General features: G+C 71.0%; 21 protein-coding genes. 8 read left to right on the top strand and 13 right to left on the bottom strand.

Annotation, left to right across the window (positions count from 1 at the left end; genetic code table 11):
- Positions 1-10 precede the first annotated feature (10 nt).
- The 7 genes from CFN78_RS09580 to CFN78_RS09550 all read right to left on the bottom strand — a co-directional run bounded on the left by CFN78_RS09580 (position 11) and on the right by CFN78_RS09550 (position 8,289).
- Complete coding sequence (locus CFN78_RS09580) at positions 11-1,063, bottom strand: alpha/beta fold hydrolase (RefSeq protein WP_094862267.1); 1,053 nt, start codon at positions 1,061-1,063, stop codon at positions 11-13.
- A 132-nt stretch (positions 1,064-1,195) separates the two neighbouring features.
- On the bottom strand, positions 1,196-1,708 hold the full coding sequence (locus CFN78_RS09575) for a GNAT family N-acetyltransferase (RefSeq protein ID WP_094862266.1): 513 nt from the start codon (positions 1,706-1,708) through the stop codon (positions 1,196-1,198).
- A complete protein-coding gene (gene map / locus CFN78_RS09570; protein WP_094862265.1) occupies positions 1,705-2,472 on the bottom strand; it encodes a type I methionyl aminopeptidase in 768 nt (255 codons plus the stop codon). The genes CFN78_RS09575 and map overlap by 4 nt, the downstream gene beginning before the upstream one ends.
- 94 nt (positions 2,473-2,566) lie before the next feature.
- Positions 2,567-3,721, bottom strand: a complete 1,155-nt coding sequence (locus CFN78_RS09565; RefSeq protein WP_094862264.1) for an acyl-CoA dehydrogenase family protein — start codon at positions 3,719-3,721, stop codon at positions 2,567-2,569.
- Positions 3,718-5,718: an acetyl/propionyl/methylcrotonyl-CoA carboxylase subunit alpha gene (locus CFN78_RS09560; protein WP_094862263.1), complete on the bottom strand. Its 2,001-nt coding sequence runs from the start codon at positions 5,716-5,718 to the stop codon at positions 3,718-3,720. The genes CFN78_RS09565 and CFN78_RS09560 overlap by 4 nt, the downstream gene beginning before the upstream one ends.
- A 16-nt stretch (positions 5,719-5,734) precedes the next feature.
- Entirely contained in the window at positions 5,735-7,348 is a 1,614-nt protein-coding gene (locus CFN78_RS09555) for a carboxyl transferase domain-containing protein (protein ID WP_094862262.1), read from the bottom strand.
- 122 nt (positions 7,349-7,470) lie between these two features.
- Positions 7,471-8,289 carry an SGNH/GDSL hydrolase family protein gene (locus CFN78_RS09550; RefSeq protein ID WP_094862261.1) on the bottom strand — a complete coding sequence of 273 codons (819 nt, stop codon included), beginning with the start codon at positions 8,287-8,289 and terminating at the stop codon, positions 7,471-7,473.
- A 149-nt stretch (positions 8,290-8,438) separates the two neighbouring features.
- Between CFN78_RS09550 and CFN78_RS09545 the strand changes: the two genes are divergently transcribed.
- Together CFN78_RS09545 and CFN78_RS09540 are read left to right on the top strand one after the other, a co-directional pair.
- A complete protein-coding gene (locus tag CFN78_RS09545; RefSeq protein ID WP_094862260.1) occupies positions 8,439-9,029 on the top strand; it encodes an SACE_7040 family transcriptional regulator in 591 nt (196 codons plus the stop codon).
- 131 nt (positions 9,030-9,160) lie between these two features.
- Positions 9,161-9,589 carry a hypothetical protein gene (locus tag CFN78_RS09540; RefSeq protein WP_240519358.1) on the top strand — a complete coding sequence of 143 codons (429 nt, stop codon included), beginning with the start codon at positions 9,161-9,163 and terminating at the stop codon, positions 9,587-9,589.
- A 22-nt stretch (positions 9,590-9,611) separates the two neighbouring features.
- Here the strand turns inward: CFN78_RS09540 and metX are convergent, their stop codons facing one another.
- Both metX and CFN78_RS09530 read right to left on the bottom strand, forming a co-directional pair.
- Entirely contained in the window at positions 9,612-10,757 is a 1,146-nt protein-coding gene (gene metX, locus CFN78_RS09535) for a homoserine O-acetyltransferase MetX (protein WP_094862258.1), read from the bottom strand.
- Positions 10,754-12,067 (bottom strand): bifunctional o-acetylhomoserine/o-acetylserine sulfhydrylase, encoded by a 1,314-nt coding sequence (locus CFN78_RS09530; RefSeq protein ID WP_094862257.1) that lies wholly within the window; start codon positions 12,065-12,067, stop codon positions 10,754-10,756. Before CFN78_RS09530 ends, metX begins: the two co-directional genes overlap by 4 nt.
- A 368-nt stretch (positions 12,068-12,435) precedes the next feature.
- Here CFN78_RS09530 and CFN78_RS29110 point away from each other — a divergent pair, with 368 nt between their 5' ends.
- From CFN78_RS29110 to ald, 3 genes are all read left to right on the top strand, one after another.
- The gene (locus CFN78_RS29110; RefSeq protein WP_165777499.1) at positions 12,436-12,579 is read left to right on the top strand and encodes a hypothetical protein; all 144 of its coding nucleotides are present in this window, start codon (positions 12,436-12,438) and stop codon (positions 12,577-12,579) included.
- Positions 12,579-14,129: a PucR family transcriptional regulator gene (locus CFN78_RS09525; protein ID WP_094862256.1), complete on the top strand. Its 1,551-nt coding sequence runs from the start codon at positions 12,579-12,581 to the stop codon at positions 14,127-14,129. The genes CFN78_RS29110 and CFN78_RS09525 overlap by 1 nt, the downstream gene beginning before the upstream one ends.
- Before the next feature lie 139 nt (positions 14,130-14,268).
- Positions 14,269-15,375, top strand: a complete 1,107-nt coding sequence (ald, locus tag CFN78_RS09520) for an alanine dehydrogenase (RefSeq protein ID WP_094862255.1) — start codon at positions 14,269-14,271, stop codon at positions 15,373-15,375.
- On the opposite strand, the gene CFN78_RS09515 is transcribed toward ald, so the two are convergent.
- Positions 15,372-16,100, bottom strand: coding sequence for a TetR/AcrR family transcriptional regulator (locus tag CFN78_RS09515; RefSeq protein ID WP_133116313.1), 729 nt, complete (start codon positions 16,098-16,100; stop codon positions 15,372-15,374). The genes ald and CFN78_RS09515 overlap by 4 nt on opposite strands.
- A 4-nt stretch (positions 16,101-16,104) precedes the next feature.
- Entirely contained in the window at positions 16,105-17,664 is a 1,560-nt protein-coding gene (locus CFN78_RS09510; RefSeq protein ID WP_240519352.1) for an MFS transporter, read from the bottom strand.
- A 459-nt stretch (positions 17,665-18,123) separates the two neighbouring features.
- On the opposite strand from CFN78_RS09510, the gene CFN78_RS09505 reads away from it, so the two are divergent.
- From CFN78_RS09505 to CFN78_RS09495, 3 genes are all read left to right on the top strand, one after another.
- Positions 18,124-19,254 (top strand): ABC transporter ATP-binding protein, encoded by a 1,131-nt coding sequence (locus CFN78_RS09505; RefSeq protein WP_094862253.1) that lies wholly within the window; start codon positions 18,124-18,126, stop codon positions 19,252-19,254.
- Entirely contained in the window at positions 19,254-20,138 is an 885-nt protein-coding gene (locus CFN78_RS09500; protein WP_094862252.1) for an ABC transporter permease, read from the top strand. The genes CFN78_RS09505 and CFN78_RS09500 overlap by 1 nt, the downstream gene beginning before the upstream one ends.
- 103 nt (positions 20,139-20,241) lie before the next feature.
- Entirely contained in the window at positions 20,242-24,006 is a 3,765-nt protein-coding gene (locus tag CFN78_RS09495; protein ID WP_420807868.1) for an ABC transporter ATP-binding protein, read from the top strand.
- A gap of 171 nt (positions 24,007-24,177) precedes the next feature.
- Here the strand turns inward: CFN78_RS09495 and CFN78_RS09490 are convergent, their stop codons facing one another.
- Together CFN78_RS09490 and CFN78_RS09485 are read right to left on the bottom strand one after the other, a co-directional pair.
- Complete coding sequence (locus CFN78_RS09490) at positions 24,178-24,570, bottom strand: Imm32 family immunity protein (protein WP_133116312.1); 393 nt, start codon at positions 24,568-24,570, stop codon at positions 24,178-24,180.
- Between the two features lie 179 nt (positions 24,571-24,749).
- Positions 24,750-25,154 carry a hypothetical protein gene (locus CFN78_RS09485; RefSeq protein WP_133116311.1) on the bottom strand — a complete coding sequence of 135 codons (405 nt, stop codon included), beginning with the start codon at positions 25,152-25,154 and terminating at the stop codon, positions 24,750-24,752.
- Between the last annotated feature and the right edge of the window lie 2 nt (positions 25,155-25,156).

Here is a 25,156-nt window from a genome sequence, read left to right as displayed (position 1 = left end):
GCCCGGGTGCTCAGCGGCCGATCTGACCGGCGAGGAACTCGTCGATGTGGCGCCAGGTCGTACTCCGCGCGCGACGGCCGGTGAGTACGCCGAGGTGCCCGCCGGGCGCGGTCTCGAACCGGACGGACGCCGCGTTGCCGAGCAGGCCGACGAGCCGCTCCACCGCCGGTTTCGGGGCGATGGTGTCGTTCTCGCCCGCGACGATCAGCGTCGGCACCTTCACCTCCGACATGGACACGGCCCTGCCACCGAGGTCCATGCTGCCCTCGGCGAGATCGTTCGCCCGGAAGAGACGGTGGTAGATCTGGCCGAACGTGCGCCCGGGGTAGGCGATCATGTTGTCCATGAAGTGGTCCACGGCCTCGATCTGGGCCAGGAAGTCCCGGTCGTCCAGGTTCTTCAGGATCGCGAGCGGCTTGGTGATTTCCTTGTGGATCCCGGTGGCCCTGAACACCTGGGTGACCACATAGGACGGTGCACCGCCGAGCGCGCGGTAGAACGGCGTGAGCAGGTGCCCGCCGGTGAGGTCCACCAGTGGCCGGAACGGGGCGATGATCGGGATCGCGGTGGAGTCGAACGGGGCCGCGATGGTGACGATCGACTCGATCGGCAACTCGGGCTGGTCGGCCGCGGTGAGCAGCGAGAAGATCCCGCCGAGACACCAGGACACCAGGTGCACCCGCTGCCCACCGGAGTCGGCGCTGACCTTGCGGATCGCCCTGGGCAGCACCTCGTCCACCCAGTGCTCGATACCGAGCCTGCGGTCGGAGAACGCGACGTTGCCGTAGTCGACGAGGTAGGTGTTGTGCCCGGCTTCCACCAGGTGCTCGGCCAGGCTGCAGCCACGGCGCAGGTCGAAACACAGGGCGGGCGCGGCCAGCGGGGGCACGAGCAGGATCGGCGGACCGTCACCCTCGCCGCCGGTCATCCGGTACACCGAACGGTTCGGCCCCTGGTCGATCAGCACCCTTGGCACGGGCCGCAGGTCCGCGACGCCACCACCCATGACTTTCCCGAGCAGGTTGGACGCGGCGGCGGCCAGCCGTGCGGGTGGTGAAGCCATCGTCGATCTCCCTGTTCTCGGTCCGCCTCACCCGCCAGTCTGCCCGCGGAAGGCGCCGGCAACAAGGACGTGCGGCACACCGGGAACTCGCGGCCGGTCCATTTCGGACAATGCGCCGGACGATGCGCCCGGTCAGCTCACCCGCTGCTCGAAGACCTGCCCGATCCAGCCGCAAACGTCGAAGCGGCCGCTGCGCACGAAGCCCTGGCTCTCGTAGTACCGAACGAGCGCGCCGTCACCCCCGGCCCAGCAGTCGACGCGCAGCAGTCCGATCCCGCGTTCCCGCGCCATCTCCCGCCCGTGTTCGAGCAGCGCCGCACCCACCCCGCGGCCGGTGCACGCCCGGGAGGTGATCAGCAGGTCGACGTACAGCTCCCGCTCGGGCGCCGGCTCGACGTGCGCGGGGCAGGTCCCGGTGAGTGTGATGGCACCGGCCGGGACGCCGTCGAGCAGGCCGATCGACAATCCGCCGCTCTCGGCCATCTCGCGCACCCGGGCGGTTCGCTTCTCGTTGCCGGAGAACGGTTCCGTGCCCCATTGTCCGCTTCGCCCGCGCTCGGTCAGCCAGGCGACGGCCTCGTCGAAGAAGCCGAGCACGAGGTCCTGGTCGGCGGGTGTTCCCGGCCGGATCACCAGTTCGCTCACGGCACGGTCAGGACGCGCGGCCCGTCCTCGGTGACGGCGACCGTGTGCTCCACGTGCGCGGCACGGGAACCGTCCGCGGTGTAGAGGGTCCAGCCGTCCTCGCCCTGCCGGTAGGCGTCTGTCCCGCCGATGACGAACATCGGTTCGATGGCCAGCACCATGCCGGGCCGCAACCTCAGCCCGGTACCCGCCCGGGCCTCGTTGGGTACGTGCGGGGCCTCGTGCATGGCTCTGCCGATGCCGTGCCCGCCGTGATCGGCCAGCAGCCCGTAGCCCGCGGCGCGGCCGACGGCGGCGATGGCGTGGCCGATGTCACCGAGCTTGGCGCCCGGGCGCACCTGCTCGATCCCGGCAGCCAGCCCGGCCTCGGTCGTCTCGATCAGCGTGAGGTCCGCGGGGTCCGCCTCACCGACGACGAAGCTGATCGCCGCGTCACCGTGCCAGCCGTCGAGGTGCGCGCCGAAGTCGATGCTCAGCAGGTCGCCGTCCCGGAGCCGGTACTCGGTCGGGACGCCGTGCACCACCGCGTCGTTCACGCTCGTGCACAGCACTCCGGGGAACGGGCTCGGCGCGAACCGCGGCTGGTAGCCGAGAAACGAGGATCCGGCACCGGCATCCCGGATGACCCCGGCCGCGATCTCGTCGAGTTCGAGCAGGCTCGTCCCGATCGCGGCCCGCTCCCGTACGGCGGCCAGCGCCCTGGCGACGACGCGGCCGGCCTCGCGCATGATGTCCAACTCGGCCACGGTCTTCAGTTCAATCATCGCCACACCTCGTCTACGTGATAGTTATACCGGTATATCTATCACAGTCGGGCGAGCCGGGGGTGATCGCGGGGCGGCGGCCACGCCCCGGCCGCTACCGCAGGCCGAGTTCGCGGGCGATCAGCATGCGCTGGACCTCGCTGGTGCCCTCGCCGATCTCCAGGATTTTCGCGTCCCGGTAGAAGCGCCCGACCGGGAACTCGTTCATGAAGCCGTAGCCGCCGAAGATCTGCGTGGCCTCCCGCGAGTTGTCCATCGCCGCGTCCGAGGCGGTCAGCTTCGCGATGGCCGCCTCCTTCTTGAACGGCTCGCCGCGCAGCATCTTCGACGCCGCCGCGTAGTAGGCAAGGCGGGCGTTGTGCGTGCGCAGTTCCATGTCCGCGATCTTGAACTGGATCGCCTGGTACGTACCGATCTTGTGGCCGAACGCCTCCCGCTCGGCGACGTAGCGCAGGCACTCGTCCACGCAACCCTGGGCGAGACCGACGCTGAGCGCGGCGATCGCGACCCTGCCTTCGTCCAAAATGGACAGGAACTGGGCGTAACCGCGGCCGCGGGTGCCGAGCAGGTTCGCCTCCGGCACGGTCGCGTCGTCGAACGAGAGCTCGTGCGTGTCCGAGGCGTTCCAGCCGACCTTCGAGTACTTCGGCGCCACGGCGAAACCGGGTGTGCCCGAGGGCAGGATGATCGCCGAGATCTCCTTGCGGCCGTCCTCCATCGCGGCGGTGACGGCGGTGACGGTGACCAGCTTGGTGATGTCGGTGCCGGAGTTGGTGATGAACGACTTGGACCCGTTGATCACCCACCGGCCGTCCACCAGCTTCGCACTGGTGCGGGTGGCACCCGCGTCGGAACCACCGCCCGGTTCGGTCAGCCCGAAGGCGCCCAGCGCGCGCCCCGCCGCGAGGTCCGGCAGGTACCGCTCCTTCTGCTCGGGGGTACCGAAGCGGTAGAGCGGCATCGCGCCGAGCGAGACCCCGGCCTCCAGCGTGATCGCGACCGAGGAGTCGACCCGCGCCAGCTCCTCCAGTGCCAGGCAGAGGGCGAAGTAGTCGCCGCCCATGCCGCCGAACTCCTCCGCGATGGGCAGGCCGAACAGGCCCATCTCCCCCATCTTGGCGACCAGGTCGTACGGGAACGCCTCCCGCTCGTAGAAGTCGCCGATGACCGGCTTGACCTCCCGCTGCGCGAAGTCCTCCACCGACTTGCGCAGCGCGCCGTACTCCTCGTCCAGCCTGAAGTCGATCATGTGTCCTGCTCCTCGGATGCGGGGGTGACCACGGCAAGGGGCTCGTCCAGCGCGACCTGTTGGCCCGCCCGTACGTGCAGTTCGCTGACCACACCGTCGACCGGTGCGGTGATCGTGTGCTCCATCTTCATCGCCTCGACGATCAGCAGCGGCGTCCCGGCCGTGACCGCGTCGCCGACGGCCGCCTTGACGACCAGCACGGCACCGGGCATCGGACTGGTCACCGGCCCGCCGCCGGAGGTTTCCGCTTGCGTGGCAAGCAGATTCGGCCGCTCGCCGACCGCGACGCCATGCCCGTCCCTGGACAGCCAGAGCGTGCCGTCCGCAGTCTGGGCGTGCCGGTAGCGGCGGAACTGCCCGCCGTGGCGCACTTCCAGCTCCTCGCCGGACCAGCGCGCCGAGACGGGGGCGGGCTCCGCCCCGTCGACGCCGACCGTGGCATCGCCGGGCAGGCCCTCGACGCGCACCAGCGCCTCGGTGTCCCCGGCCTTCAGCCGGAACACCACCCCGCCGGAGCCGCCCATCCGCCAGCCGTTCGGCACCTCCCACGGATCGACCACACCGCCGCCGGTGCCCGCGGGCAGCAGGCGCAGCATGCGTTCCATCGCGGCGGCCACCAGGAACTCCTCGGGAGTACCACCGCCGACGAGCACATCCAGCCTGCGCTCCACCAGTTCGGTGTCCAGCCTGCCCGCGCGGACGTCGGCGTCGGCGAGCAGCGCCCGGAGGAAGGCGACGTTCGTGGCGACGCCGAGCACCGCCGTCGACGCCAGTGCCCGGTCCAGCCGGTGCTGCGCCGCCGCCCGGTCCGGTCCCCAGGCGATGACCTTGGCCAGCATCGGGTCGTAGTTCGAGCCGACCACCGTCCCGGCGTCCATACAGGAATCCACCCGCACGCCCGCGCCCGAGGGCTCGTGTACCGCGAGCACCGTGCCGCCGGTGGGGACGAATCCGCGAGCCGGGTCCTCGGCGTACACCCGGGCCTCGATCGCGTGCCCGTCCAGCCGGACGTCCTCCTGCGCGACGGTCAGCCGTTCCCCCGCTGCGATGCTCACCTGCCACTCGACCAGGTCGAGACCGGTGACCATCTCGGTGACCGGATGCTCCACCTGCAGCCGGGTGTTCATCTCCATGAAGAAGAACTCGTCCGGCCGGGCGGCGGAGACGATGAACTCCACGGTGCCCGCGCCGACGTAGCCCACGGACCTGGCCGCCTCGACCGCGGACGCGCCCATCCGCTGCCGGGTCGCTTCGTCGAGCAGCGCCGACGGCGCCTCTTCGACGATCTTCTGGTGCCGCCGCTGCAGACTGCACTCACGCTCGCCGAGGTGGATCACGGTGCCGTGCGCGTCGGCGAGCACCTGGATCTCGATGTGCCGCGGGGTGGTGACGAAGCGTTCCATCAGCAGCGTGTCGTCACCGAAGGCGCCCCGGGCCTCGCGGCGGGCCGACTCGGCGGCCGCCTCCAGTTCCCCGCGCGCGGACACCAGGCGCATCCCCTTGCCGCCACCGCCCGCGGACGGCTTGAGCAGCAAGGGATATCCGACCTCGTCGGCGGCGTCGCCGAAGCCACCCTCCGGAATGTCCACATCGGACTTTCCGGGTACGACGGGAACCCCGGCCGCCGAGACGGTCGCCTTGGAGCGGATCTTGTCGCCCATCGCGTCGATCGCCTCGACCGGCGGCCCGATGAACACCGCGCCCGCCTCGGCGCAGGCACGGGCGAAAGCGGCGTTCTCGGCGAGGAAGCCGTACCCGGGGTGCACCGCCTGCGCGCCAGACTCCCGGACGGCGGCGATGATCGCGGGGATGGACAGGTAGCTGGCGGACGCCTCGGCGGGACCGATCCGGACTGCCAGGTCGGCCTCCCGCACGTGCCGCGCGTCGGCGTCGGCGTCGCTGTAGACCGCGACCGACCGGATGCCCATCCTGCGCAGCGAGGCGATGACGCGCACGGCGATCTCACCACGGTTGGCGACCAGAACTGTGTCGAACATGATGTCGAACCTGCCCCTACATCCGGAAGACGCCGTAGCCGACGGGATCGAGCGGCGCGTTGGCCGCCGCGGAGAGGGCGAGCCCGACGACCGTGCGGGTGTCCGCCGGGTCGATCACGCCGTCGTCCCACAGGCGGGCGGTCGAGTAGTAGGGACTGCCCTGCTCCTCGTACTGCTCGCGGACCGGCGCCTTGAACGCCTCCTCCTCGTCCGCGGACCACTCGCCACCACGCGCCTCGATCCCGTCCCTGCGGACGGTGGAGAGCACCGAGGCCGCCTGTTCCCCGCCCATCACCGAGATGCGGGCGTTCGGCCACATCCACAGGAACCGGGGCGAGTACGCGCGCCCGCACATCGAGTAGTTGCCCGCGCCGAAGGAACCGCCGATGATCACCGTCAGTTTCGGCACCCGGGCACAGGCCACCGCGGTGACCATCTTGGCTCCGTGCTTGGCGATCCCGCCCGCCTCGTAGTCCCTGCCGACCATGAACCCGGTGATGTTCTGCAGGAACAGCAACGGGATCGAGCGCTTGTCGCACAGTTCGATGAAGTGCGCGCCCTTCATCGCCGACTCCGCGAACAGCACCCCGTTGTTGGCGATGACGCCGACCGGGTGCCCGTGTACCCGAGCGAAACCGGTGACGAGCGTGCTGCCGTACTCCTTCTTGAACTCGGCGAACCAGCTGCCGTCAGTGATCCGGGCGATCACCTCGCGCACGTCGTAGGGCGTGCGCGAGTCCTTCGGCACCACGCCGTAGAGCTCCGCCGGGTCCACCGCCGGTTCGGCGGTGGGCAGCACGTCCCACGGCCTGGGCGTGCGCGGGCCGAGGGTGGAGACGATGGAACGAACGATCCGCAACGCGTCGGCGTCGTCGTTCGCTAGATGGTCGGTGACCCCGGACTGACGGGAGTGCACGTCGCCACCGCCGAGTTCCTCCGCGGTCACCACCTCGCCGGTGGCGGCCTTCACCAGCGGCGGGCCGCCGAGGAAGATCGTGCCCTGATTGCGCACGATCACGGCCTCGTCGCTCATCGCCGGGACGTAGGCGCCGCCCGCGGTGCACGAGCCGAGCACGGCGGCGATCTGCGGGATCCCCCTGGCGGACATGGTGGCCTGGTTGTAGAAGATGCGGCCGAAGTGCTCGCGGTCCGGGAAGACCTCATCCTGCCTCGGCAGGAACGCCCCGCCGGAGTCGACCAGGTAGATGCACGGAAGGTTGTTGTGCAGAGCCACTTCCTGCGCCCGCAGGTGCTTCTTCACCGTCATCGGGTAGTAGGTGCCGCCCTTGACCGTGGCGTCGTTGGCGACGATCACGCATTCCCGGCCGGAGACGCGGCCGATTCCGGTGATGATCCCGGCGGACGGCGCCTCGTCCTCGTAGAGGCCGGTCGCGGCCAGCGGCGAGAGTTCGAGGAAGGGCGAGCCCGGATCGAGCAGCGCGTCCACCCGGTCCCTCGGCAGGAGCTTGCCGCGTTCCACATGGCGGGTACGCGACTTCTCGGATCCACCCGTACGGGCGACGGCGAGTCGCTTGTTCAGATCTTCCACCAGCTCGGCGTGCGCGGCGGCGGACTGCGCGTACGCCTCCGCCCGCGGATCCGCGGAGCTGGTGAGCACCGGCGCGTCCATGGCCTCCCTCGTCATCCGCAGGCAGAAAAAAAACTCAGGTTAGTAGGCGTTAACCCCGAGCGGGATGTTAGCGCCTACTAACCTGAGTGTCCAGCGGTGTGCGAAGAGGTGCGCGGCGGTCGTCAGCCGGTGACGCCGGTCAGCGCGGGAAGGTAGCCACCCGACTGGCCCGCGGCGTTGGGGTGGTACGACTCGTCGACCGGAACGGTGACACTGCGCAGCCACCAGTCTTCCGAGCAGATGCCGTGACCGGCGAAGTTCGTCCGCACGTCGGCGAACTTCGCGCCGGCAGCGGAGGCACGCTCGGAGGTGACCTCGGACAGCGCGTCCGCGCCGGAGTTGATCGCCTCCCGCTTGACGTCGCTAAGCCCGCCGTTGCAGGAGCCGCCGATCTCGTAGAAGCGCGGGTAGTTCAGCACGACGAGGTCGGCGTTCGGGGCCTTCGACTTGATCTGCGAGTAGACGTTGTCGAGGCGGCCGGGCAGCTCACTGGTGGCGAAGGCCTTGGCCTCGGCGACCCGGTCGACACAGCCCTGATCGTTGCTCAGCGTGCAGTCGATCATCACGTCGACGAAGCCGGCGTCGTTGCCGCCGATGGAGATGGTGACCAGCGAGGTGTCGGCGTTCAGCGCGCCGAGCTGGCCGGAGAGGACGTCGTCGGTGACGGCGCCGAGGCAGGCTGCGAACTCGAAGCTGGCGGGGCTGTTGGCGTTGGCCCAGAGCTGCGGGTAGGCGTTGGCGCTGCGCTTGCAGCTACCGGAGTCGCCGTAGTCACCCGCCCCCACGCCCGCGGAGTACGAGTCGCCGAGGGCGACGTAGTTGACGGCGGCCTCCTCGGCCGCGGACGCGGTGGTGCCCGCGCCGAGCGTCGCCAGGGCGGCGACCCCGAGCGCCGCGAACATGCGGGTGAACGAGCGAGACGAACGAGAGCGCGCGGTCATGGGGAGCCCTTCGTGAGTGATAAACGCGACTTAGAATTACCAGGTCCGTTAATCACTGCGGAAGCGCAGGTCACAGAGTTACGCCGACTGGCTCAACTCGAAAGGCCATGACGTTAGCGCTCGCTAACGTCGGCGCATACGATGTGCCGATGCCGTCCCAGCCGACACCGCTCGCGACCAACGCGAAATCCAGCAGACGCGAGCAGATTCTCGCCGCGGCGGCGGAACTGTTCGCCAGGCACGGTTTCCACGGTGTCGGCATCGACGACATCGGCGCCGCCGTCGGCATCTCCGGCCCGGCGCTCTACCGGCACTTCCGCAGCAAGGACGCCATGCTCGGCGAGATGCTGACCTCGATCAGCACCTTCCTGTTGGACGGCGGCAGCGGCCGCGCCGAGGCGGTGGCCGACGCCCAGGAGGTGCTCGCACAGCTCGTCGAGTTCCACGTCGACTTCGCGCTCGCCCACCCCGCGCTGATCACCGTGCAGGAACGCAACCTGGGCAATCTCACCGACGAGGACCGCAAGCAGGTCCGCGCCCTGCAACGGCGGTACGTCGAGGTGTGGGTGCGGGCGATCCGCGACGCCGTGCCCGGAGTCGGCGAGACGGAGGCCCGCTCCGCCGCACACGCCGTGTTCGGGCTGATCAACTCCACACCGCACAACCGCCACCTCAGTGACGCCCAGCTCGCGACCCTGCTGGGCAGGCTCGCTCTCGGTGCACTGCGCGCCGCGGGCTGACCTCCGGCAAGGGAGCGCACCCGCGGAGGATCCCAATTCCGCGATCTCTGGTGTTTGATGGGCACGTGCAGCCGAGTAGCGAGGACGACGAAGGCGGGCTGGTCGCCCAGGCGCAGCGCGCCCTCATCGCCATGCACCTGGGCGCCGACGACGAGGCGCTGGATCAGGTGCGGCCGACGGCGCCCGATACCGAGGGGCGCTCCGCCGAGACACGCGAGATGATGCTGCTGCTGTTCGGCGAGTGCAGCGGCATGGTCGCCACCCTCGGCGACGGCGGCACCGCGCCGGTGAAGGTGCAGGTCTTCGACTCCGACGGCGAGGAGGTGTCGATAGACCAGGCCGATCCGCCCGTCCGCACGGCGGTGCGGACGCTGCTCGCCGAGGTGCACGGCAACACCGACGCGGCCGCCGAGCAGGTGGAGATCGCGCTGGCCAACGCCGCGCCGGACGAGGTGGAGAGCCTGCTGCTGCAGGCCCTGCGCTGGACGATCCGGTTGTCCGGCGAGTGCATCGAACGCGATCTGCCGGTATCGGACTGGATCGCCGAAGCCCTCTCCTGACGCAGCAGGGCACGGGTGGGCGTCAGGTGGCGTGCGCCAGCAGCCGGGTGACGTGCGGGGTGATCTGGGCCGTCTCCAGCAGGAAAGCGTCGTGCCCGTACAGCGAGGAGATCTCCACGTGCTCGCCACCTGTCCCCTCGGCCAGCGCCCGCGTCTGCGCGACGGGATAGAGCCGGTCGCTGTCGACACCCACCGTCATCGTCCGCGCCCGGACCCTGCGCAGCGCGGCACCGACACCGCCGCGGTCCCGGCCGACATCGTGGGTGTTCATCGTGCGGGTGAGGGTGACGTAGCTGCCCGCGTCGAACCGGCGGACCAGCTTGTCCGCGTGATGGTCCACATAGGACTCAACAGCGAAACGGCCACCACGCAACGGATCCTCCGCACCTTGCGGCACGCGTCCGAACCGGTGTGCCAGTTCGGGTTCACTGCGGTAGGTGATGTGCGCGATGCGCCGGGCCACGCCCAGCCCGTGATGCGGCCCGTCGCCCGGATCGGCGTCGTAGTAGTCGCCACCGCGCCACCCCCGGTCGCCGGTGATGGCGTGCAACTGGGGCGAGGCCCAGGCGATCTGGTCGGCCGAGGCGGCGGCGGGCGCGGCGAGCACCAGCAGCGACGCGACCCGGTCCGGCTGGGAGACCGCCCACTCCAGCGCCCGCATCCCGCCCATCGACCCGCCCAGCACCGCGGCCCACCGGCCGATGCCGAGGGCGTCGGCGAGCGCCACCTCGGCCGTCACCAGATCCCGTGTCGTGAGGACGGGAAACCTGCTGCCCCAAGGCTTTCCGTCCGGATCCACTGAGGACGGACCGGTCGAACCCTGGCAGCCGCCCAGCGCGTTGGGCACGACGACGAACAGCTCCTCGGTATCCAGCCCGAGCCCCGGCCCCACCAGGCCACCCCACCAGCCGGGGGTGGGGTGGCCCGCTTCCGCGGGGCCGGCGACGTGGCTGTCACCGGTGAGGCCGTGCTCGATCAGCACGGCGTTGGCACCGTCCGGGGCGAGGGTTCCCCAGGTCTCGTACGCCAGGGTGAAGCCGGGCAGCTCGTCCCCGGCCTCCAGCGCGAGCGTGTCCGGGGACGAGACCCACTGCCTGCGCCCCGCCGGATCGCCCGCCCGCCACGCACCGGTGACGGGCGGGAGATCCGGCGCGGACGCCTGGGTCACTGAGCGGCCTTGGCCGCCCGGAAACCGGCCTCCAGATCGGCCTTGAGGTCCTCGACGCCTTCCAGCCCGACGGCGAGGCGCACCAGACCGGGCGTGACGCCACTGGTGAGCTGCTCCTCCGGGCTGAGCTGGCTGTGCGTGGTGCTGGCCGGATGGACGATGAGGCTTCGGACGTCACCGATGTTGACGAGCTGGCTGTGCAGCTCGGTGCCGTCCACGAAGGCGCGACCGGCGTCGACGCCGCCGTGCAGGTCGAAGGAGAGCACCGCGCCCGCTCCGCCGGGAAGGTACTTCTTCGCCGCCTCGTACCACGGGCTGGACGGCAGGCTGGCATAGTAGACCTTGGCCACCTCGTCCCGCGCCTCCAGCCACTCGGCGAGCGCCTTCGCGTTGAAGACGTGCCGCTCCAGGCGCAGCGACAGCGTCTCGATTCCCTGCAGGATGAGGAAACTGTTCAACGGGGCGATCGCGGCACCGGTGTCGCGCAGGATCTGCACGCGGGCCTTCGCCGCGTACGCGCCCGGTCCGAGCGCCTCCCAGTACTTGAGGCCGTGGTAGCTGGGGTCCGGCTCGTTGAAGCCGGGGAAGCGCTCCGGGTCGGCACCGAAATCGAAGGTGCCGCCGTCGACCAGCACGCCGGCGACCGTGGTGCCGTGGCCGCCCAGGTACTTGGTCGCCGAGTGCACGACGACGTCGGCGCCGTGCTCGATCGGGCGCAGCAGGAACGGCGTCGGCACGGTGTTGTCCACGACCAGCGGTACCCCGGACTCGTGGGCGGCATCGGCGACCGCGCGGATGTCGAGGACGTTGCTGCCCGGGTTGGCGAGCGTCTCGGCGAAGAACAGCTTCGTGTTCGGCCGCACGGCGGCCCGCCACTGCTCGATGTCGTCCTGGTCGTCGACGAAGGTGACCTCCACGCCGAGCTTGGGCAGGGTGTAGTGGAAGAGGTTGTAGGTGCCGCCGTACAGCGAGGGGCTGGAGACGAAGTGGTCCCCGACACCGGCGAGGTTCAGGATCGCGGCCGTCGTGGCGGCCGAACCGGAAGCGAAGGCGAGGGCTGCCACACCGCCCTCGAGAGCGGCGACGCGCTGCTCGAGAACGTCCTGCGTCGGGTTCATGATCCGGGTGTAGATGTTGCCTGGCTCGGCGAGGCTGAACAGGTCGGCGCCGTGCTGGCTGTCCCGGAAGACGTACGAGGTCGTCTGGTAGATCGGCGTGGCGCGCGCACCGGTGGCGGGATCGGGCTCGGCACCGGAGTGGATCTGCTTGGTCTCGAAGGACCAGGCCCGGCCCTCGGCTGCTTCGGTCATCTGCTTCTCCTCGCGGTGCGGGCGTCTTCGGTCGGCTGGCCGCGCGCAGGCCATGAGGCGAAGCTATCCAGGTCTGCCATCCGGCCCAACCGGGTTCCACCCCCTGGGAGCGCTCGCCCCGGCCACCGCGCCAACCACGATGCGCTTGTTGCCGCAATATGTCGACGTATTGCGATCCATCGTGCGCAAGGCATCGCCATACGTCGACATATTGCGTTCCGTCTCGCCGCAATATGTCGACGTATGGCGGAATGGCGCACGTGTTGCCACTCGATCGGGTGGCTGAGGTGATCCGTTCGGGGGCGGACGGGACCTGGGGCGGGTTGTGTCCACACGGATGGATCGGGTGCGGAAAGTACGATGGGCCGATGGCGATCGGCAGCCGGGCCCTGGCCCGTTCCGCGCCGCTCACCCCGGCGGCACGCCCATTGCTGCCCCCGACCTCCGGCGTCCCGGCCCCGGCCATCGCCCGCAACGGGCTTTCCCTCCGTCACAAGGTTTCCGAACGCTGATGGCAGCCGTGCAGAGCGTCGTCGACCGGGTCGGGCCGACCCTGTTGCGCCTGCTGCACACCCCCGCCGACTGCCCGGCCGTCGGCGACGTGGTGATCGCCGAGCCGGACGGTGGGCAACTCGCGGCGGGCGACCTGGTGCTGGGCGTGGCCACCTCCGCCCCGAGCGAGGCGGTCGCGCTGATCGAGGCCTGCGCCGCCCGCCAGGTCGCCGCCGTGCTGCTGAAGGCCCCGCTCGCCGGGAAGGCGGCCATCCGGCGCACCGCCCGCTCCACCGGGATCGCACTGGTCGAGGTGAACACGGCGACCTCGTGGGCACAGCTCGTCTGGTTGCTGCGCACCGTCCTCGACGCGATCACCGACGAATCCGACGAGCGCGAGGGCGACCCGGTCGCGAGCGATCTGTTCCGCCTCGCGGACGCGGCGGCGGCCGTGGTGGACGCCCCGGTGACCATCGAGGACACCAACTCCCGGGTGCTCGCGTACTCCTCCCGCCAGGACCTCACCGATCCCGCTCGGGTCTCGACGATCATGGGCCGCCGCATCCCGGACGACGTGCTCACCCGTTTCCGCTCCCGCGGCGTGTTCCGCGAGCTCTCCCGCGGCCACCAGACGATCTTCGTACCGGGTCAGCGGGACGGCACGCTGCCCCGGCTGATCGTGCCGATCCGGATGGGCGGGGAACTGCTCGGATCGATGTGGGCGGTGGTCACCGGACCGGTGTCCGACGAGCGGGCGGCCGCCTTCGCCGACGCCGCCCCGGTGGTGGCACTGCACCTGCTGCGCAGGCGGACGCAGGTGGACGCCGACCGTCGCGCCTCGGCCGAACTGCTGCGCGGACTGCTCGACGGCACCGTGGCCGCTCGCACCGCGGTGACCGAACTCGGCCTGGCCGCGGAACCGCACCGCGTCGTGGTGATCGACACCGAGGGCGGGCGGGGAACCTCGGACGGCGAGGCGCTGCGGCTGTCCCTGCTGGAGCGCATCGCCCAGGGCATGGGCACCCGGCAGGTGGCGACCGAGCTGCGCGGACTGCTGTACGCCGTCGTCCCGGACGGCGAGTGGCCGGCGCTGCGCGAGGCGCTGGCCGACCTCCCGGCGCGCGGCAAGATCGCCACGCTGCGGGTGGCCGCGGGTGGCGCGTTCGACGTGGCGCGGCTCGCGGTGTCCCGCGCGCAGGCGGAGGAGGCGTTGTCGCTGCTGCGTTCCGGCGTCGTCGCGGGCGAGGTGGTGAGTTTCGGCGAGGCGTGGCCGCAGCTCGCGTTGCACCGGGCGGCCACGGTCTCGACGCCGGCAAGGGTGGGCGAGCTGGGACCGCTGGATTCCTTGCGGGAGCACGACTCCGCCCACGGCACCGAGTACGTGAGCACGCTGTACGAATGGCTCCGGCACCCCGGCGATCCGCGGTCGGCCGCGCGTGCACTGCGGATCCATCCGAACACCCTGCGGTACCGGGTCCGCAAGCTGCTGGAGCTCTCCTCGCTGGACCTCGACCAGCCCGACGTACGGCTCGCACTCGTCGTGCAGCTCGTCGCCCTGCGCTGGAACTGACGTGCGCGCACGGCGACACTGGCAGTGCTGCTGGAACAAGAAAGAAGGGGCAAGCTTGTGCCGGTGGCACGATGACACCGCCGTCCGGGTGGTTCACCGTTGTCACCACCGCAGTTCATCCAGGCCGCAGGAGGCAGCCGTGCGCATCGCCGTTCCCCGTGAGATCAAGAAGCATGAATACCGGGTCGCGCTGACCCCGGCCGGCGTGCACGAACTGACCGGCCGCGGCCACGACGTCTTCGTGGAGGCCGGGGCGGGCATCGGCTCCTCGATCACCGACGAGGAGTACCTCGCCGCCGGGGCCAAGGTGCTCGGCACCGCCGACGAGACCTGGGCCCAGGGTGAACTGGTGCTCAAGGTCAAGGAGCCCATCGCCGCCGAGTACGGCAGGCTGCGCCGCGACCAGGTGCTGTTCACCTACCTGCACCTGGCGGCCGACCGTGCGCTCACCGACGCGCTGGTCGACGCGGGCACCACCGCCATCGCCTACGAGACCGTGCAGACCGCGAACGGCGCGCTGCCGCTGCTGGCCCCGATGTCCGAGGTCGCGGGCAGGCTGGCCCCGCAGGTCGGCGCCTACGCACTGATGAAGCCCAGCGGCGGGCGCGGCGTCCTGCCCGGCGGCATCCCCGGCGTGCACCCGGCGCGGGTCGTCGTCATCGGCGGCGGCGTGGCGGGCATCAACGCCGCCAGGGTCGCCCTCGGCCTCGGCTCGGACGTCGAGATCCTGGATACCAACGTCGACCGGCTGCGGCAGATCGACAACGACTTCGGCGGCCGGATCCGCACCGTCGCCTCCAACGCCCTGTCCGTCGAGGAGTCGGTGCTCGAGGCCGACATGGTGATCGGGGCGGTGCTCGTTCCCGGGGCGAAGGCGCCGAAGCTGGTGTCCAACCACCTGGTGTCCCGGATGAAGCCGGGCAGCGTGCTCGTCGACATCGCGATCGACCAGGGTGGTTGCTTCGCCGACTCCCGGCCCACCACGCACGACGAGCCCACCTACGCGGTGCACGACTCGGTGTTCTACTGCGTCGCCAACATGCCGGGTGCGGTGCCGCGCACCTCGACCTACGGCCTGACCAACGTGACGCTGCCCTACGCGGTGCAGCTCGCCGCGCACGGCTGGGAGACCGCCCTTCGCCAGGACGCGAGCCTGGCGAAGGGGCTGAACACCCACGCCGGTGCGGTCACCAACGAGGCGGTCGCCGTGGCGCACGAGCTGCCGTTCGCGCCGGTCGCGCTCTAAGGCCGCACAGGCGAGGCCAGCCCGGCGAGCAGCTTCCCGAGTCCGTACTCGAAGTGCTCGCCGGGCTGGCCTAGTTCCACCCGCGTCACGTAGTGGACGATCCGCGGCAGCTCCCCCGCATAGCGGTCGGTGAACCGTCGCATCATCTCGCCGTGGATCTCCTCCGGCCGGACGCCCTGCGCGGAGATCCGCTGCATCCACTTCACCTCGTTGCCCGCGTAGGCGTAGACGAAGTTGTTGATCGTCCCCACCGCGAGGCCGATCTCGGCGCGCGGCATTTCGGACCGTTCCAGCGCACCGATCAGCGAGTCGGTGAGCCGCATCGACACCGGGCCGGAGTTCATCAGGGAACCGAGCAGGCCCGGCACCCACGGATGCGCGTGGATCGCCGTCCGGATCCCGCGCGCCACCGCCCGCACCGCGTCCTGCCAGGGCAGGTCCTCCGCGGCCGGATCGACCTCGGTGAACACCTCGTCGAGCGCGAACTCCAGCAGCGCGTCCTTGGTGGGAACGTGCCAGTAGAGCGACATCGGGGCCACCGACAGCTCCGCGGCGAGCCTGCGGATGGACAGCGCGCCGAGGCCGTCCCGGTCGAGCATCCCGATCGCGGTCCGGACGATCTGGCCGCGGTTCAGCCCCGACGGCCTGCCCGGCCGCGACTCGGCGGCGCCCGCCGCGGACAGCCACACGCTGTCCAGCGGCGAGACACCGGCGTCCTCGGTCACGCCGTCACTGCCCTCCCGCACCGGTCACGACCGGGCTGGTGACGCCGGCCGTGGGCTGCTGGCGCAACATCGTCCACGCGACGACGCCCGCGCCGAGTGCCGCGACGGCACCGCAGACCAGGCTGAAGCTCATCCCCGACACGAAGGCGTTCTGCACGGTGACGATCACGTTCGGCGCGTCCGGTGCCTGCGCGGCCGCGCCCAGCGCGAGGCCGACCGAGCGTTCCGAACCGTCCGGCAGGAACGGCGGCAGGTCGGCGGCGAAACGGGCGGCCATCACGGTGCCGAGGATCGCGACACCGAGCGCGTTGCCCGCCTCCTGCAGGGTCGACATCAGGCCCGAGGCGATACCGGCACGCTCCGGCGGGATCGCGCTCATCAGCGCGTTGGCCGAGGCAGGCATGGCGACGCCGACGCCCATGCCGATCAGGATCATGCCGACGAGCGTCGGCGCGTACCCGCCGTCGGCGCTGACGGTGCTCAGCGCGACGAAACCGGCCGCGACGACGCACAGGCCGATCAGCACCGTCCGGGCCGCGCCGAGCAGGGCCAGCACCTTGGGGCTGACGGCGTTGATCACCAGCACGCTCAGGGCCAGCGGCATCACCCGGAACCCGGCCTCCAGTGGGTCGTAGCCGAGGACGAACTGCAGGTACTGGGTGAACAGGAACATCGATCCGGCCAGCGCGAACGCGATCAGCGCACCGGACGCGACGGCCCCGGTGAAGTGCTTGTTGGCGAACAGCGTCACGTCGAGCATCGGCGAGGCGGCGCGGCGTTCCCAGAGGATGAACCCGGTCAGTGCCGCGACCCCGATCGCCAGGGGCACCAGCACCTGCGTCGATCCCCAGCCGTGCTCGGCCACGGACACGATGCCGTAGACGATCCCGATGCCCATCACCATGGACAGCAGAACGCCGGGGACGTCCGCCCGGCGACTCGTCGGATCCTTCGACTCCGGCACCAGCAGTGCGATGGCCGTGATGGCCAGCAGCCCCACCGGCAGGTTGATCAGGAAGACCGAGCCCCACCAGAAGTGCTCCAGCAGCGCGCCGCCGACCACCGGGCCCAGCGCAAGCCCCATCATCGCGACCGCGGACCAGGCCGCGATCGCCTTGGGCCGCTCCTGCGGGGTGAAGATCTGCATCAGCACGGCGAGCGTGCCCGGCATCAGGAACGCCGCGCCGACGCCCATTCCACCGCGGGCGATGATGAGCTGCAGGGACGTCTCGGCGAAGGCGGCGAAGGCGGAGCCGCCGGTGAACAGCACCAGCCCGATCAGCAGGGATCGCTTGCGCCCGAAGCGATCGGAGAGCGAACCGGTGGTCAGCAGCAGGCCGGCCAGCACCAGCGAGTAGGCGTTGATCATCCACTGGATGTCGGCGGTCGACGCACCGAGCGAGTTGGTGATCGACGGGATCGCGACGTTGAGCACCGTGTTGTCGAGAACCACGACCAGAAGCGACAGGCACAGGACGGCGAGGATGATCCACCGCTGCGGATGTCCCTGCTCGGCCGCGACGCCCGGCGTCGGGTGGGCAGGGTCGTGTTCGGAAGTATGCACGGCCGGAATCCCCTCAGATTCTCGTACAACGTAAGAGACACGTACATCGTACGAGCAGGCGTGCGCGGCCGTCACCGGAGTTTTCTCACAGCGCAAACCGATCGCGAAGGGTGACGGGATCCGGGAACGTAAGCGGCGGCCCGCTCAACCAGCCTGGGGGTCACTGGGAGCGGGCCGCCACTGGCCAGTTTAGGTCGTAACTTCTGTTCGCGCCTCCCGGGGCCTGCAACTTGCGCGAATTGCTACATCCAGGTGGCGTCACGGTCCGGCGAGGTCGAAAAAGTTGAGACCGGCATCCGGGGTCTCACCGAAGGAAAACCTCCGCATAGCCGACTTGGCGACCACATTTTCCGCGACGCAGGGTGACGAACGTCGCCAGGCAGTCCACCGCCTCCCCCGATCGGGCGCTTGCGGATGAGGCAGGATGAGCGTCGACCGACTTGCCCGAGGGGACACACGATGCACGACGGTAGCGGCCGCATAGCGGTGCACAATCTGACGAAACAGTTCGGCCAGGTCACGGCCGTCCAGAACCTCAGCTTCGCGGTGGAACCCGGATCGGTGACCGGATTCCTCGGACCGAACGGGGCGGGCAAGACCACGACGTTGCGAATGCTGCTCGGGCTGGTGACGCCCACGGCGGGCACGGCCACGATCAACGGCATGCCGCACAACCGGCTCGGCTCGCCGGCGACCGTCGTCGGCTCGGTGCTGGAGAACGAGGGCTTCCACCCGATGCGCACCGCGCGCAACCACCTGCGGGTGTACGCGGCCGCGATCGGCGTGGCCGACCAGCGGGTCGACCAGGTGCTCAGTCTGGTCGGGCTGACACCCGCCGCCGACCGCAACGCGGGCGGTTTCTCCCTGGGCATGCGGCAGCGGCTCGCGCTGGCGACGGCCCTGCTCGGCGACCCCCAGGTGCTGGTACTCGACGAGCCCGCGAACGGTCTCGACCCGGAGGGCATCGCCTGGCTGCGTACGTTCCTGCGCACCTTCGCCAAGGAGGGCCGGACGGTACTGGTGTCCAGTCACCTGCTGGCCGAGGTGGAGCAGACGATCGACAACGTGGTGATCGTCAGCCGGGGGCAGACGATGTACCAGGGCAGGGTCGACCAGCTCCGCAAGTCCCAGCAGGCACGGGTTATCGTGCGCCCCTCCGATCCGCAGGCACTGGTCACCGCGTTGCGCGAGGCCGGAGCCGTGGACGTCCAGCCGACGCCCGACGGCGAACTGGCGGTCACCGGCACCAACGCCAAGCAGGTCGGCGACGTGGCGCTGCGCGCGGGCGTGGCGATCTACGGGCTGCACGAGGACTCCGCGGACCTGGAGAAGATGTTCTTCCAGCTCACCAGCGGCCAGTACGCGGGCGGGCAGTACAGCGGTGGCCCGCAGGCGCGGGGCCAGGGCCAGTACGGCGGTGGCCAGTACGGCGGGCCGCAGGGCCAGGGCGGGCCGTACGGCGGGCAGGCTGCCCCAGGAGCGCCCCCGCCGCAGCAACAGGGCTGGGGGCCTCCGCCCGGCGGAGCGCAACCGCCGCCGGGATACGGACAGCAACCCGGCCACGGCCAGGAATGGGGAGGTCAGCGCTGATGGGGAACCTGATCAAGGCCGAGCTGCGCAAGACGCTGACCACCAAGAGCTGGTGGGGCCTGCTGATCCCGGCGGTGGTGTTCTCGTTCGGCTTCGCGTTCGGCTGGGGCAACGTCGTCAACGAGTTCGGCGACTACCTCGGCAGCTCCGACGCCCGCACACTCACCAGCATCCTCGGACTCGACCCGGACGCGCTGCCGGTGGGCCTGCTGGCGATGGCACACGGCATCAACATCGGCACGATCTTCCCGATGATCTTCGGCGTGTTCGCGCTGGCGGGTGAGTACGGGAAGAAGACGATCAGCACCACCTTCCTCACCGCACCGAACCGCGGTGCCGCGCTGACCGCGAAAATGGTCACCTACATCGGCTGGGGTGTGCTCTACGGCGTGGTGAACGTGTTGTTCGCCAGCCTCGGCACGGTCCTGACGGTGGACGGCGCGCGGATGCCGGACACCGGGCAGTTCATCGGCGTGCTCGGTGCCGGGGTACTGGCGACGACGCTCGCGACCCTGTTCGGCATCGGCGTCGGCGCCATGTGGCGCAGCGTCACCGGCAGCGTCATCACCTTGATGATCTACATGCTGATCGTGGAGAACATCCTGATCATCGTGGCATACGCCTCGCTCGACCTGGACTGGCTGGGCGGCGTGCTGCCCAACGGGGCGGCGAACGGCATCGTCGGCGCGATCGGCGCGGAGGCGTTCGGTGCGGCCGGGGTGACCCTGCCCGGTCTGGACGCGCAGCTCCAGTGGTCCCTGCAGTTCGCGGCCGGTGCGCCCGGCGCGTTCTCCTGGTGGGCCTCGGCGCTGATCTTCGGCGGCTGGACGCTGGCGTTCTTCGGCACCGGCTGGTTCGTGAACCAGCGGCGCGACATCACCTGAGCCGCGCCGGATCCGCCCCGGAGCCGCGCCACCCCCCGCCGCGCCCGTCGTCCCAGTACGCCGGGCGCGGCGGTGTGTCGGGGGACGCGCATAGCCTGGATCGGTGACCACCACGGCCCCGCCACGCCCCACCGGATCCGCCGGCGCCACCGCGGCACCACCGGCCCGCGGCTGGATCCGGCGACTGGCGACGGCCTGCTGGCGGCACCCGCGGCTGGTGGTGCTCTCGCTGGTGGCCGCGATGCTCGGGGTCGGCCTGCAGGCGAGCGGGCCGCTGCTGGTCCGGGTCGCCGTGGACGACGCGGTCGCCGGGCAGACGTCCCGGCTCGGCGTGCTGGTCGCCGGGCTGCTGGTACTGCAGGTGCTCGCGTTCGGCACCGCGTTCCTGCGCCGGTACGTCGGCGGGAAGCTGGCCCTGGACGTGCAGCACGATCTGCGCCGCACGGTGTTCGGCGCGGTGTCCCGGCTGGACGGCGGCAAGCAGGACTCGATGCGCACCGGGCAGATCGTGTCGCGGGCGATCACCGACCTCCAGCTCGTCACCGGCATTCTCATGCAGGTGCCGCTCTCCGCGGGCTCGGTGATCTTCGCCGTGCTGGCGCTGGGCGCGATGCTGTGGATGTCCCCGCTGCTCACGCTGATCGCGCTGGTGGTCGCCCCGGCGATCGCGATCGTGGTGGCGGTGAGCCGGACCCGGCTTTTCCCGGCGACCTGGTCCGCGCAGCAGCGGGCGGCGGACATCGCGCAGCAGGTCGAGGAGACCGTCACCGGGGTGCGGGTGGTGAAGGGGTTCGGCCAGGAGAACCGGGAGGTGCGCACGCTCGAACGGGCGGCGCGGACGCTGTTCGCCGAGCGGCTGCGCTCGGCCCGGCTCACCTCGATCCCGGCGGCCACCACCTCGGCACTTCCGGCCGCGGGGCAGGTCGCGGTCCTCGGCGCCGGCGGTTACCTGGCGCTGCGCGGCGAGGTCAGTCTCGGCACCTTCCTCGCCTTCGCCACCTACGTCTCCGCGCTGGCGGGCCCGGCGCGCATGCTGTCCGGACTGGTGGTGCAGGCCCAGCTCACCAGGGCCGGTGCCGAACGGGTCTACGAGCTGGTCGACGCGCAGCCGGAGGTGGCCGACGCGCCGGGGGCGCGAGCGCTGCCGGACGGTCCGCTGGAGGTGCGTTTCACCGACGTCCGGTTCGGCTACACCCGCTCCGATCCGGTGCTGGACGGGCTCTCCCTGCACGCCCGGCCCGGCGAGACGCTCGCACTGGTGGGTACCGCCGGGTCCGGCAAGTCGACGATCTCCTTGCTGCTGCCCCGTTTCTACGACGCGCACGCCGGGTCGGTCCGGATCGGCGCACCGGACGCGACGGTGGACGTACGGGACGTGCGGCTGGCCGACCTGCGCCGGAGCCTGGGGATCGTGTTCGAGGAGGCGTTCCTGTTCTCCTCCTCCGTCCGGGACAACATCGCCTACGGCCATCCCGACGCGAGCGAGGCGGACGTGGTCGCCGCCGCGAAGGCCGCCGAGGCGCACGAGTTCATCCTGGATCTGCCCCAGGGCTACGACACCCCGGTCGGCGAACGCGGGCTCACCCTCTCCGGCGGGCAGCGACAGCGTCTCGGGCTGGCGCGCGCGCTGATCACCGACCCGCGGGTGCTGGTGCTCGACGACGCCACCTCCGCCGTCGACACGGTCACCGAGGCCGCGATCCACGACATGCTGCACAAGGTCACCGCCTCCCGCACCACGCTGCTGATCGCGCACCGGCGGTCCACGCTGGCGCTGGCCGACCGGGTGGCCGTGCTCGACGGCGGGCGGGTGGTGGACACCGGCACGACCGAGGAGCTGCAGCGGCGCTGCGCCCTCTACCGGGAGCTCATCTCCGGACCTGGCGACGACCTCGAGCAGCGGCATCCCGATCGGCCTCTGGATCCGGACGCCTCGGGGCGGACACCGGCGTTGTGGCCTGCGGATGGGGAGGCGGAATCACCCGCCTGGTCCGGCACGGCGGCACCGGCCGCGGCGCGGGCGCCCGGGGCGCCGCGCGGGGCGGGCGCGGCGATCAACGTGCCGCCGACCCCGGAGCTGCTCGCCGCGGTGGCGAAACTTCCGCCCGCACGGGACGAGCCGGGGCTGCGCGGTATCGACGCCTCCGCCCCGGACCCGGAATTCCGGCTGAGCCGCGTCCTGCGACCGGTGCGGGCACTGCTGGCGCTGGTGGTGGGCCTGGTGGCGGCCGACGCGCTGGCCACCATCGCACTGCCCACGCTGTACCGGTACGGCATCGACGAGGGCGTCACCGCGGGGGCGCTGTCGGCGATCCTGCTGGCCACCGGGATCGGGGCGGCGGTGATCGCGGTGGACTGGGCGGTGATCGCGGTGCAGACCCTGGTCACGGCCAGGGCCGGTGAGTCGGTGCTGTATCTGCTGCGAGTGCGCAGTTATGCGCAACTTCAGCGGCTCGGTCTCGACTACTACGAGCGGGAACTGTCCGGCAAGATCATGACGCGGATGACGACCGATGTGGACGCGCTGTCCTCGTTCCTGCAGACCGGGCTGGCGCAGGCGGTGGTGAGCGCCATGACCGTGCTCGGTATCGGCGGCGCTCTGCTGTTCACCGACGTCTCCCTCGCGCTGTACGCGCTGGCCGTACTGCCGGTGCTGCTCCTCGCGACGGTGATCTTCCGCCGGCTGTCCTCGGCGGCGTACACCGAGGCCAGGGAACGGGTCAGTGTGGTGAACGCCGACATGCAGGAGAACGTGAGCGGGCTGCGTGTCGCGCAGGCGTACAGCCGGGAGGAGCGTTCGGCACGGAACTTCGCCTCGCGCAGCGACGACTACCGGCGTTCCCGGCTTCGCGCGCAGCGCTACATCGCCACCTATTTTCCTTTCGTGACAATGCTTTCCGGTATCGCCGAGGCCACGGTGCTGGCCGTGGGGGCGTACCGCGTGGCCGAGGGCACGCTCTCGCCCGGCGTGCTGCTGGCGTTCCTGCTCTACCTCGGCCTGTTCTTCTCCCCCATCCAGCAGCTCTCCTCGGTGTTCGACGCCTACCAGCAGGCGAAGGTGGGGTTGCGCCGGATCGGCGACCTGCTCCGTACACCGACCTCGGTGCCCGCCGCCACGGACCCGGTGCCGGTGCCCGCGCGGCTGCGGGGTGCGGTGACCTTGGACGGGGTCGACTTCGCGTACACCGGGTCGGACGGCCCGGCGCTGCGCGGGGTGTCGCTGGAGGTGGCCCCAGGAGCGACCATCGCGCTGGTCGGCGCCACGGGTGCCGGGAAGTCGACGGTGGTGAAGCTGCTCGCCCGGTTCTACGACGTCACGGGCGGGACGGTGCGGATCGATGGTGTGGACATCCGGGACTACGACCTCACCGCGCTGCGCGGGCGGATGGGTGTGGTGCCACAGGAGGCGCACCTGTTCACCGGCACGGTCGCGGACAACATCCGCTACGGCTCGCCCTCGGCGAGCGACGCCGAGGTCGAGGCCGCCGTCCGCGCGGTCGGTGCGCTGGACGGCATCGCGGGTCTGACGTCGGGGTTCCGCCAGGAGGTCGGCGAGCGCGGCCGTTCGCTGTCGGCGGGGCAGCGTCAGCTCGTCGCGCTCGCCAGGGCGGAGCTGGCCGGCCCGGACGTGCTGCTGCTGGACGAGGCGACCGCCGCGCTCGACCCGGCGACCGAGGCGACGGTGCTGCGCGCCACGGATGCGTTGACCCGCAAGCGAACGACGTTCGTGGTGGCGCACCGGCTGGCCACGGCGGCACGCGCGGACCGGATCGTGGTGCTCGATCACGGGCGGATCGTCGAGCAGGGCACGCACGCGGACCTGGTCGCGGCGGGCGGGCACTACGCACGCTTGTGGGAACGGCAGTAGCGGCCCGGCCCGGCCCGGCTCGCGTCAGCTCGGCGCCGCGGTCCGCCGGTCCCGCGGCGGACGACCCGGCCCGCCTCGAAGCCGAGTTCGACCTCGGCCCGTCAGCCCCGGCGCCCGGGCCGAACGACCGACCGGGTGCGCGGCGGGTGTCCGTGTCAGGCGTGCTCGGGATCAGGTCCGCGCCGCCGCGATGGTCAGCGGTAGAGAGTCCTCGCCGAGGTAGTGGTGGCCCGGGAAGTACTCGATGTGCACGTGGTGACGAGGATCGGTCAGCTCCGCGGCCGTGCGCACGTTCCCGGCGAGGATCCGCAGCGGGTCCGCGCCGCCCCGGATGACGAGCGCGTTCCGTGCCCGGTCGACCGAGATGACGACCTCGCGGCCACTGCTCTCGGCCACTTCGACGGTCGCGATGGCGTGTTCGTACGGGGCGACGTCCGTGGTCGTGTCGAGCGCGACGGCGCCGCCGGCGCTGTCGAGCGTCGCGGCGAACTCCGCGTACTCGTCGGGATTTCCGGACAGTTCCAGTTCGGTCAGGCCGGCCGAGTGGGAGCTTGCGATGATCATCGGTGCCTCACGGTAGGTCGCCCGGGCGAATCGTCGTCGGGCGATCATGGCGCGCGAGTAGGCGTAGGGCCCCGGTCGCACCCGCGAACGTCGCCGGGTGGCCCGGCGCTATCAGGTGCCCCACCGTCGACCGGAACCGCGGCGCGCCTTCGGACCACTCGGGGGTACGGCGGACGCGGTCAGCCGGCCCTGCGGTGAACCACCCAGCCCGCGTCGAAGCCGAGTTCGACCTCGTCCCGGAGACCCAGCGCGCCCGTCACGGCCATCGCGGCCGCGGCGCGCATCGCCGATTCCTCGATGTCGGTCAGCTGCACCTGAGCGTGCACGATCTCGACGAGCAGACCATCCACCTCCCGCCCACAGTCGCGGGCCAGTTCCATACCGTCTCCGGCTCCGGCGATCGCCGCGTCGACGTACTCGGCGTCCGTCCGCGGCTGAATCGACGTCCGGTCGTCCTCCGGCACAGACCAGACCACGGGGGGCTCCCCGGATCCCGCACCGGATCGCACGCGCACGGTCACGTTGCCGTAGTAACCCCTGCCGTTCTTCTGCCGCTGCAGCGTGAACTCACCCTCGGCCGGCATCG

Source organism: Amycolatopsis antarctica, from assembly GCF_002262875.1.
Classification (GTDB): Bacteria; Actinomycetota; Actinomycetes; order Mycobacteriales; family Pseudonocardiaceae; genus Amycolatopsis; species Amycolatopsis antarctica.
The sequence above is the reverse complement of the archived record's forward strand: the minus strand, read 5'-3'. Positions and strand labels throughout refer to the sequence as shown.

What these genes read in the sequence shown, in the direction of transcription:
- CFN78_RS09505 (WP_094862253.1), top strand. Translation starts at nt 18,124, where the DNA reads ATGCACGACGGTAGCGGCCGCATAGCGGTGCACAATCTGACGAAACAG.
- CFN78_RS09525 (WP_094862256.1), top strand. Translation starts at nt 12,579, where the DNA reads ATGGCAGCCGTGCAGAGCGTCGTCGACCGGGTCGGGCCGACCCTGTTG.
- CFN78_RS09490 (WP_133116312.1), bottom strand. Translation starts at nt 24,570, where the DNA reads ATGATCATCGCAAGCTCCCACTCGGCCGGCCTGACCGAACTGGAACTG.
- CFN78_RS29110 (WP_165777499.1), top strand. Translation starts at nt 12,436, where the DNA reads ATGGCGATCGGCAGCCGGGCCCTGGCCCGTTCCGCGCCGCTCACCCCG.
- CFN78_RS09555 (WP_094862262.1), bottom strand. Translation starts at nt 7,348, where the DNA reads ATGGACGCGCCGGTGCTCACCAGCTCCGCGGATCCGCGGGCGGAGGCG.
- CFN78_RS09565 (WP_094862264.1), bottom strand. Translation starts at nt 3,721, where the DNA reads ATGATCGACTTCAGGCTGGACGAGGAGTACGGCGCGCTGCGCAAGTCG.
- CFN78_RS09530 (WP_094862257.1), bottom strand. Translation starts at nt 12,067, where the DNA reads ATGACCGAAGCAGCCGAGGGCCGGGCCTGGTCCTTCGAGACCAAGCAG.
- CFN78_RS09540 (WP_240519358.1), top strand. Translation starts at nt 9,161, where the DNA reads ATGCACCTGGGCGCCGACGACGAGGCGCTGGATCAGGTGCGGCCGACG.
- CFN78_RS09485 (WP_133116311.1), bottom strand. Translation starts at nt 25,154, where the DNA reads ATGCCGGCCGAGGGTGAGTTCACGCTGCAGCGGCAGAAGAACGGCAGG.
- CFN78_RS09580 (WP_094862267.1), bottom strand. Translation starts at nt 1,063, where the DNA reads ATGGCTTCACCACCCGCACGGCTGGCCGCCGCCGCGTCCAACCTGCTC.
- CFN78_RS09560 (WP_094862263.1), bottom strand. Translation starts at nt 5,718, where the DNA reads ATGTTCGACACAGTTCTGGTCGCCAACCGTGGTGAGATCGCCGTGCGC.
- CFN78_RS09500 (WP_094862252.1), top strand. Translation starts at nt 19,254, where the DNA reads ATGGGGAACCTGATCAAGGCCGAGCTGCGCAAGACGCTGACCACCAAG.
- map (WP_094862265.1), bottom strand. Translation starts at nt 2,472, where the DNA reads ATGATTGAACTGAAGACCGTGGCCGAGTTGGACATCATGCGCGAGGCC.
- CFN78_RS09550 (WP_094862261.1), bottom strand. Translation starts at nt 8,289, where the DNA reads ATGACCGCGCGCTCTCGTTCGTCTCGCTCGTTCACCCGCATGTTCGCG.
- CFN78_RS09545 (WP_094862260.1), top strand. Translation starts at nt 8,439, where the DNA reads ATGCCGTCCCAGCCGACACCGCTCGCGACCAACGCGAAATCCAGCAGA.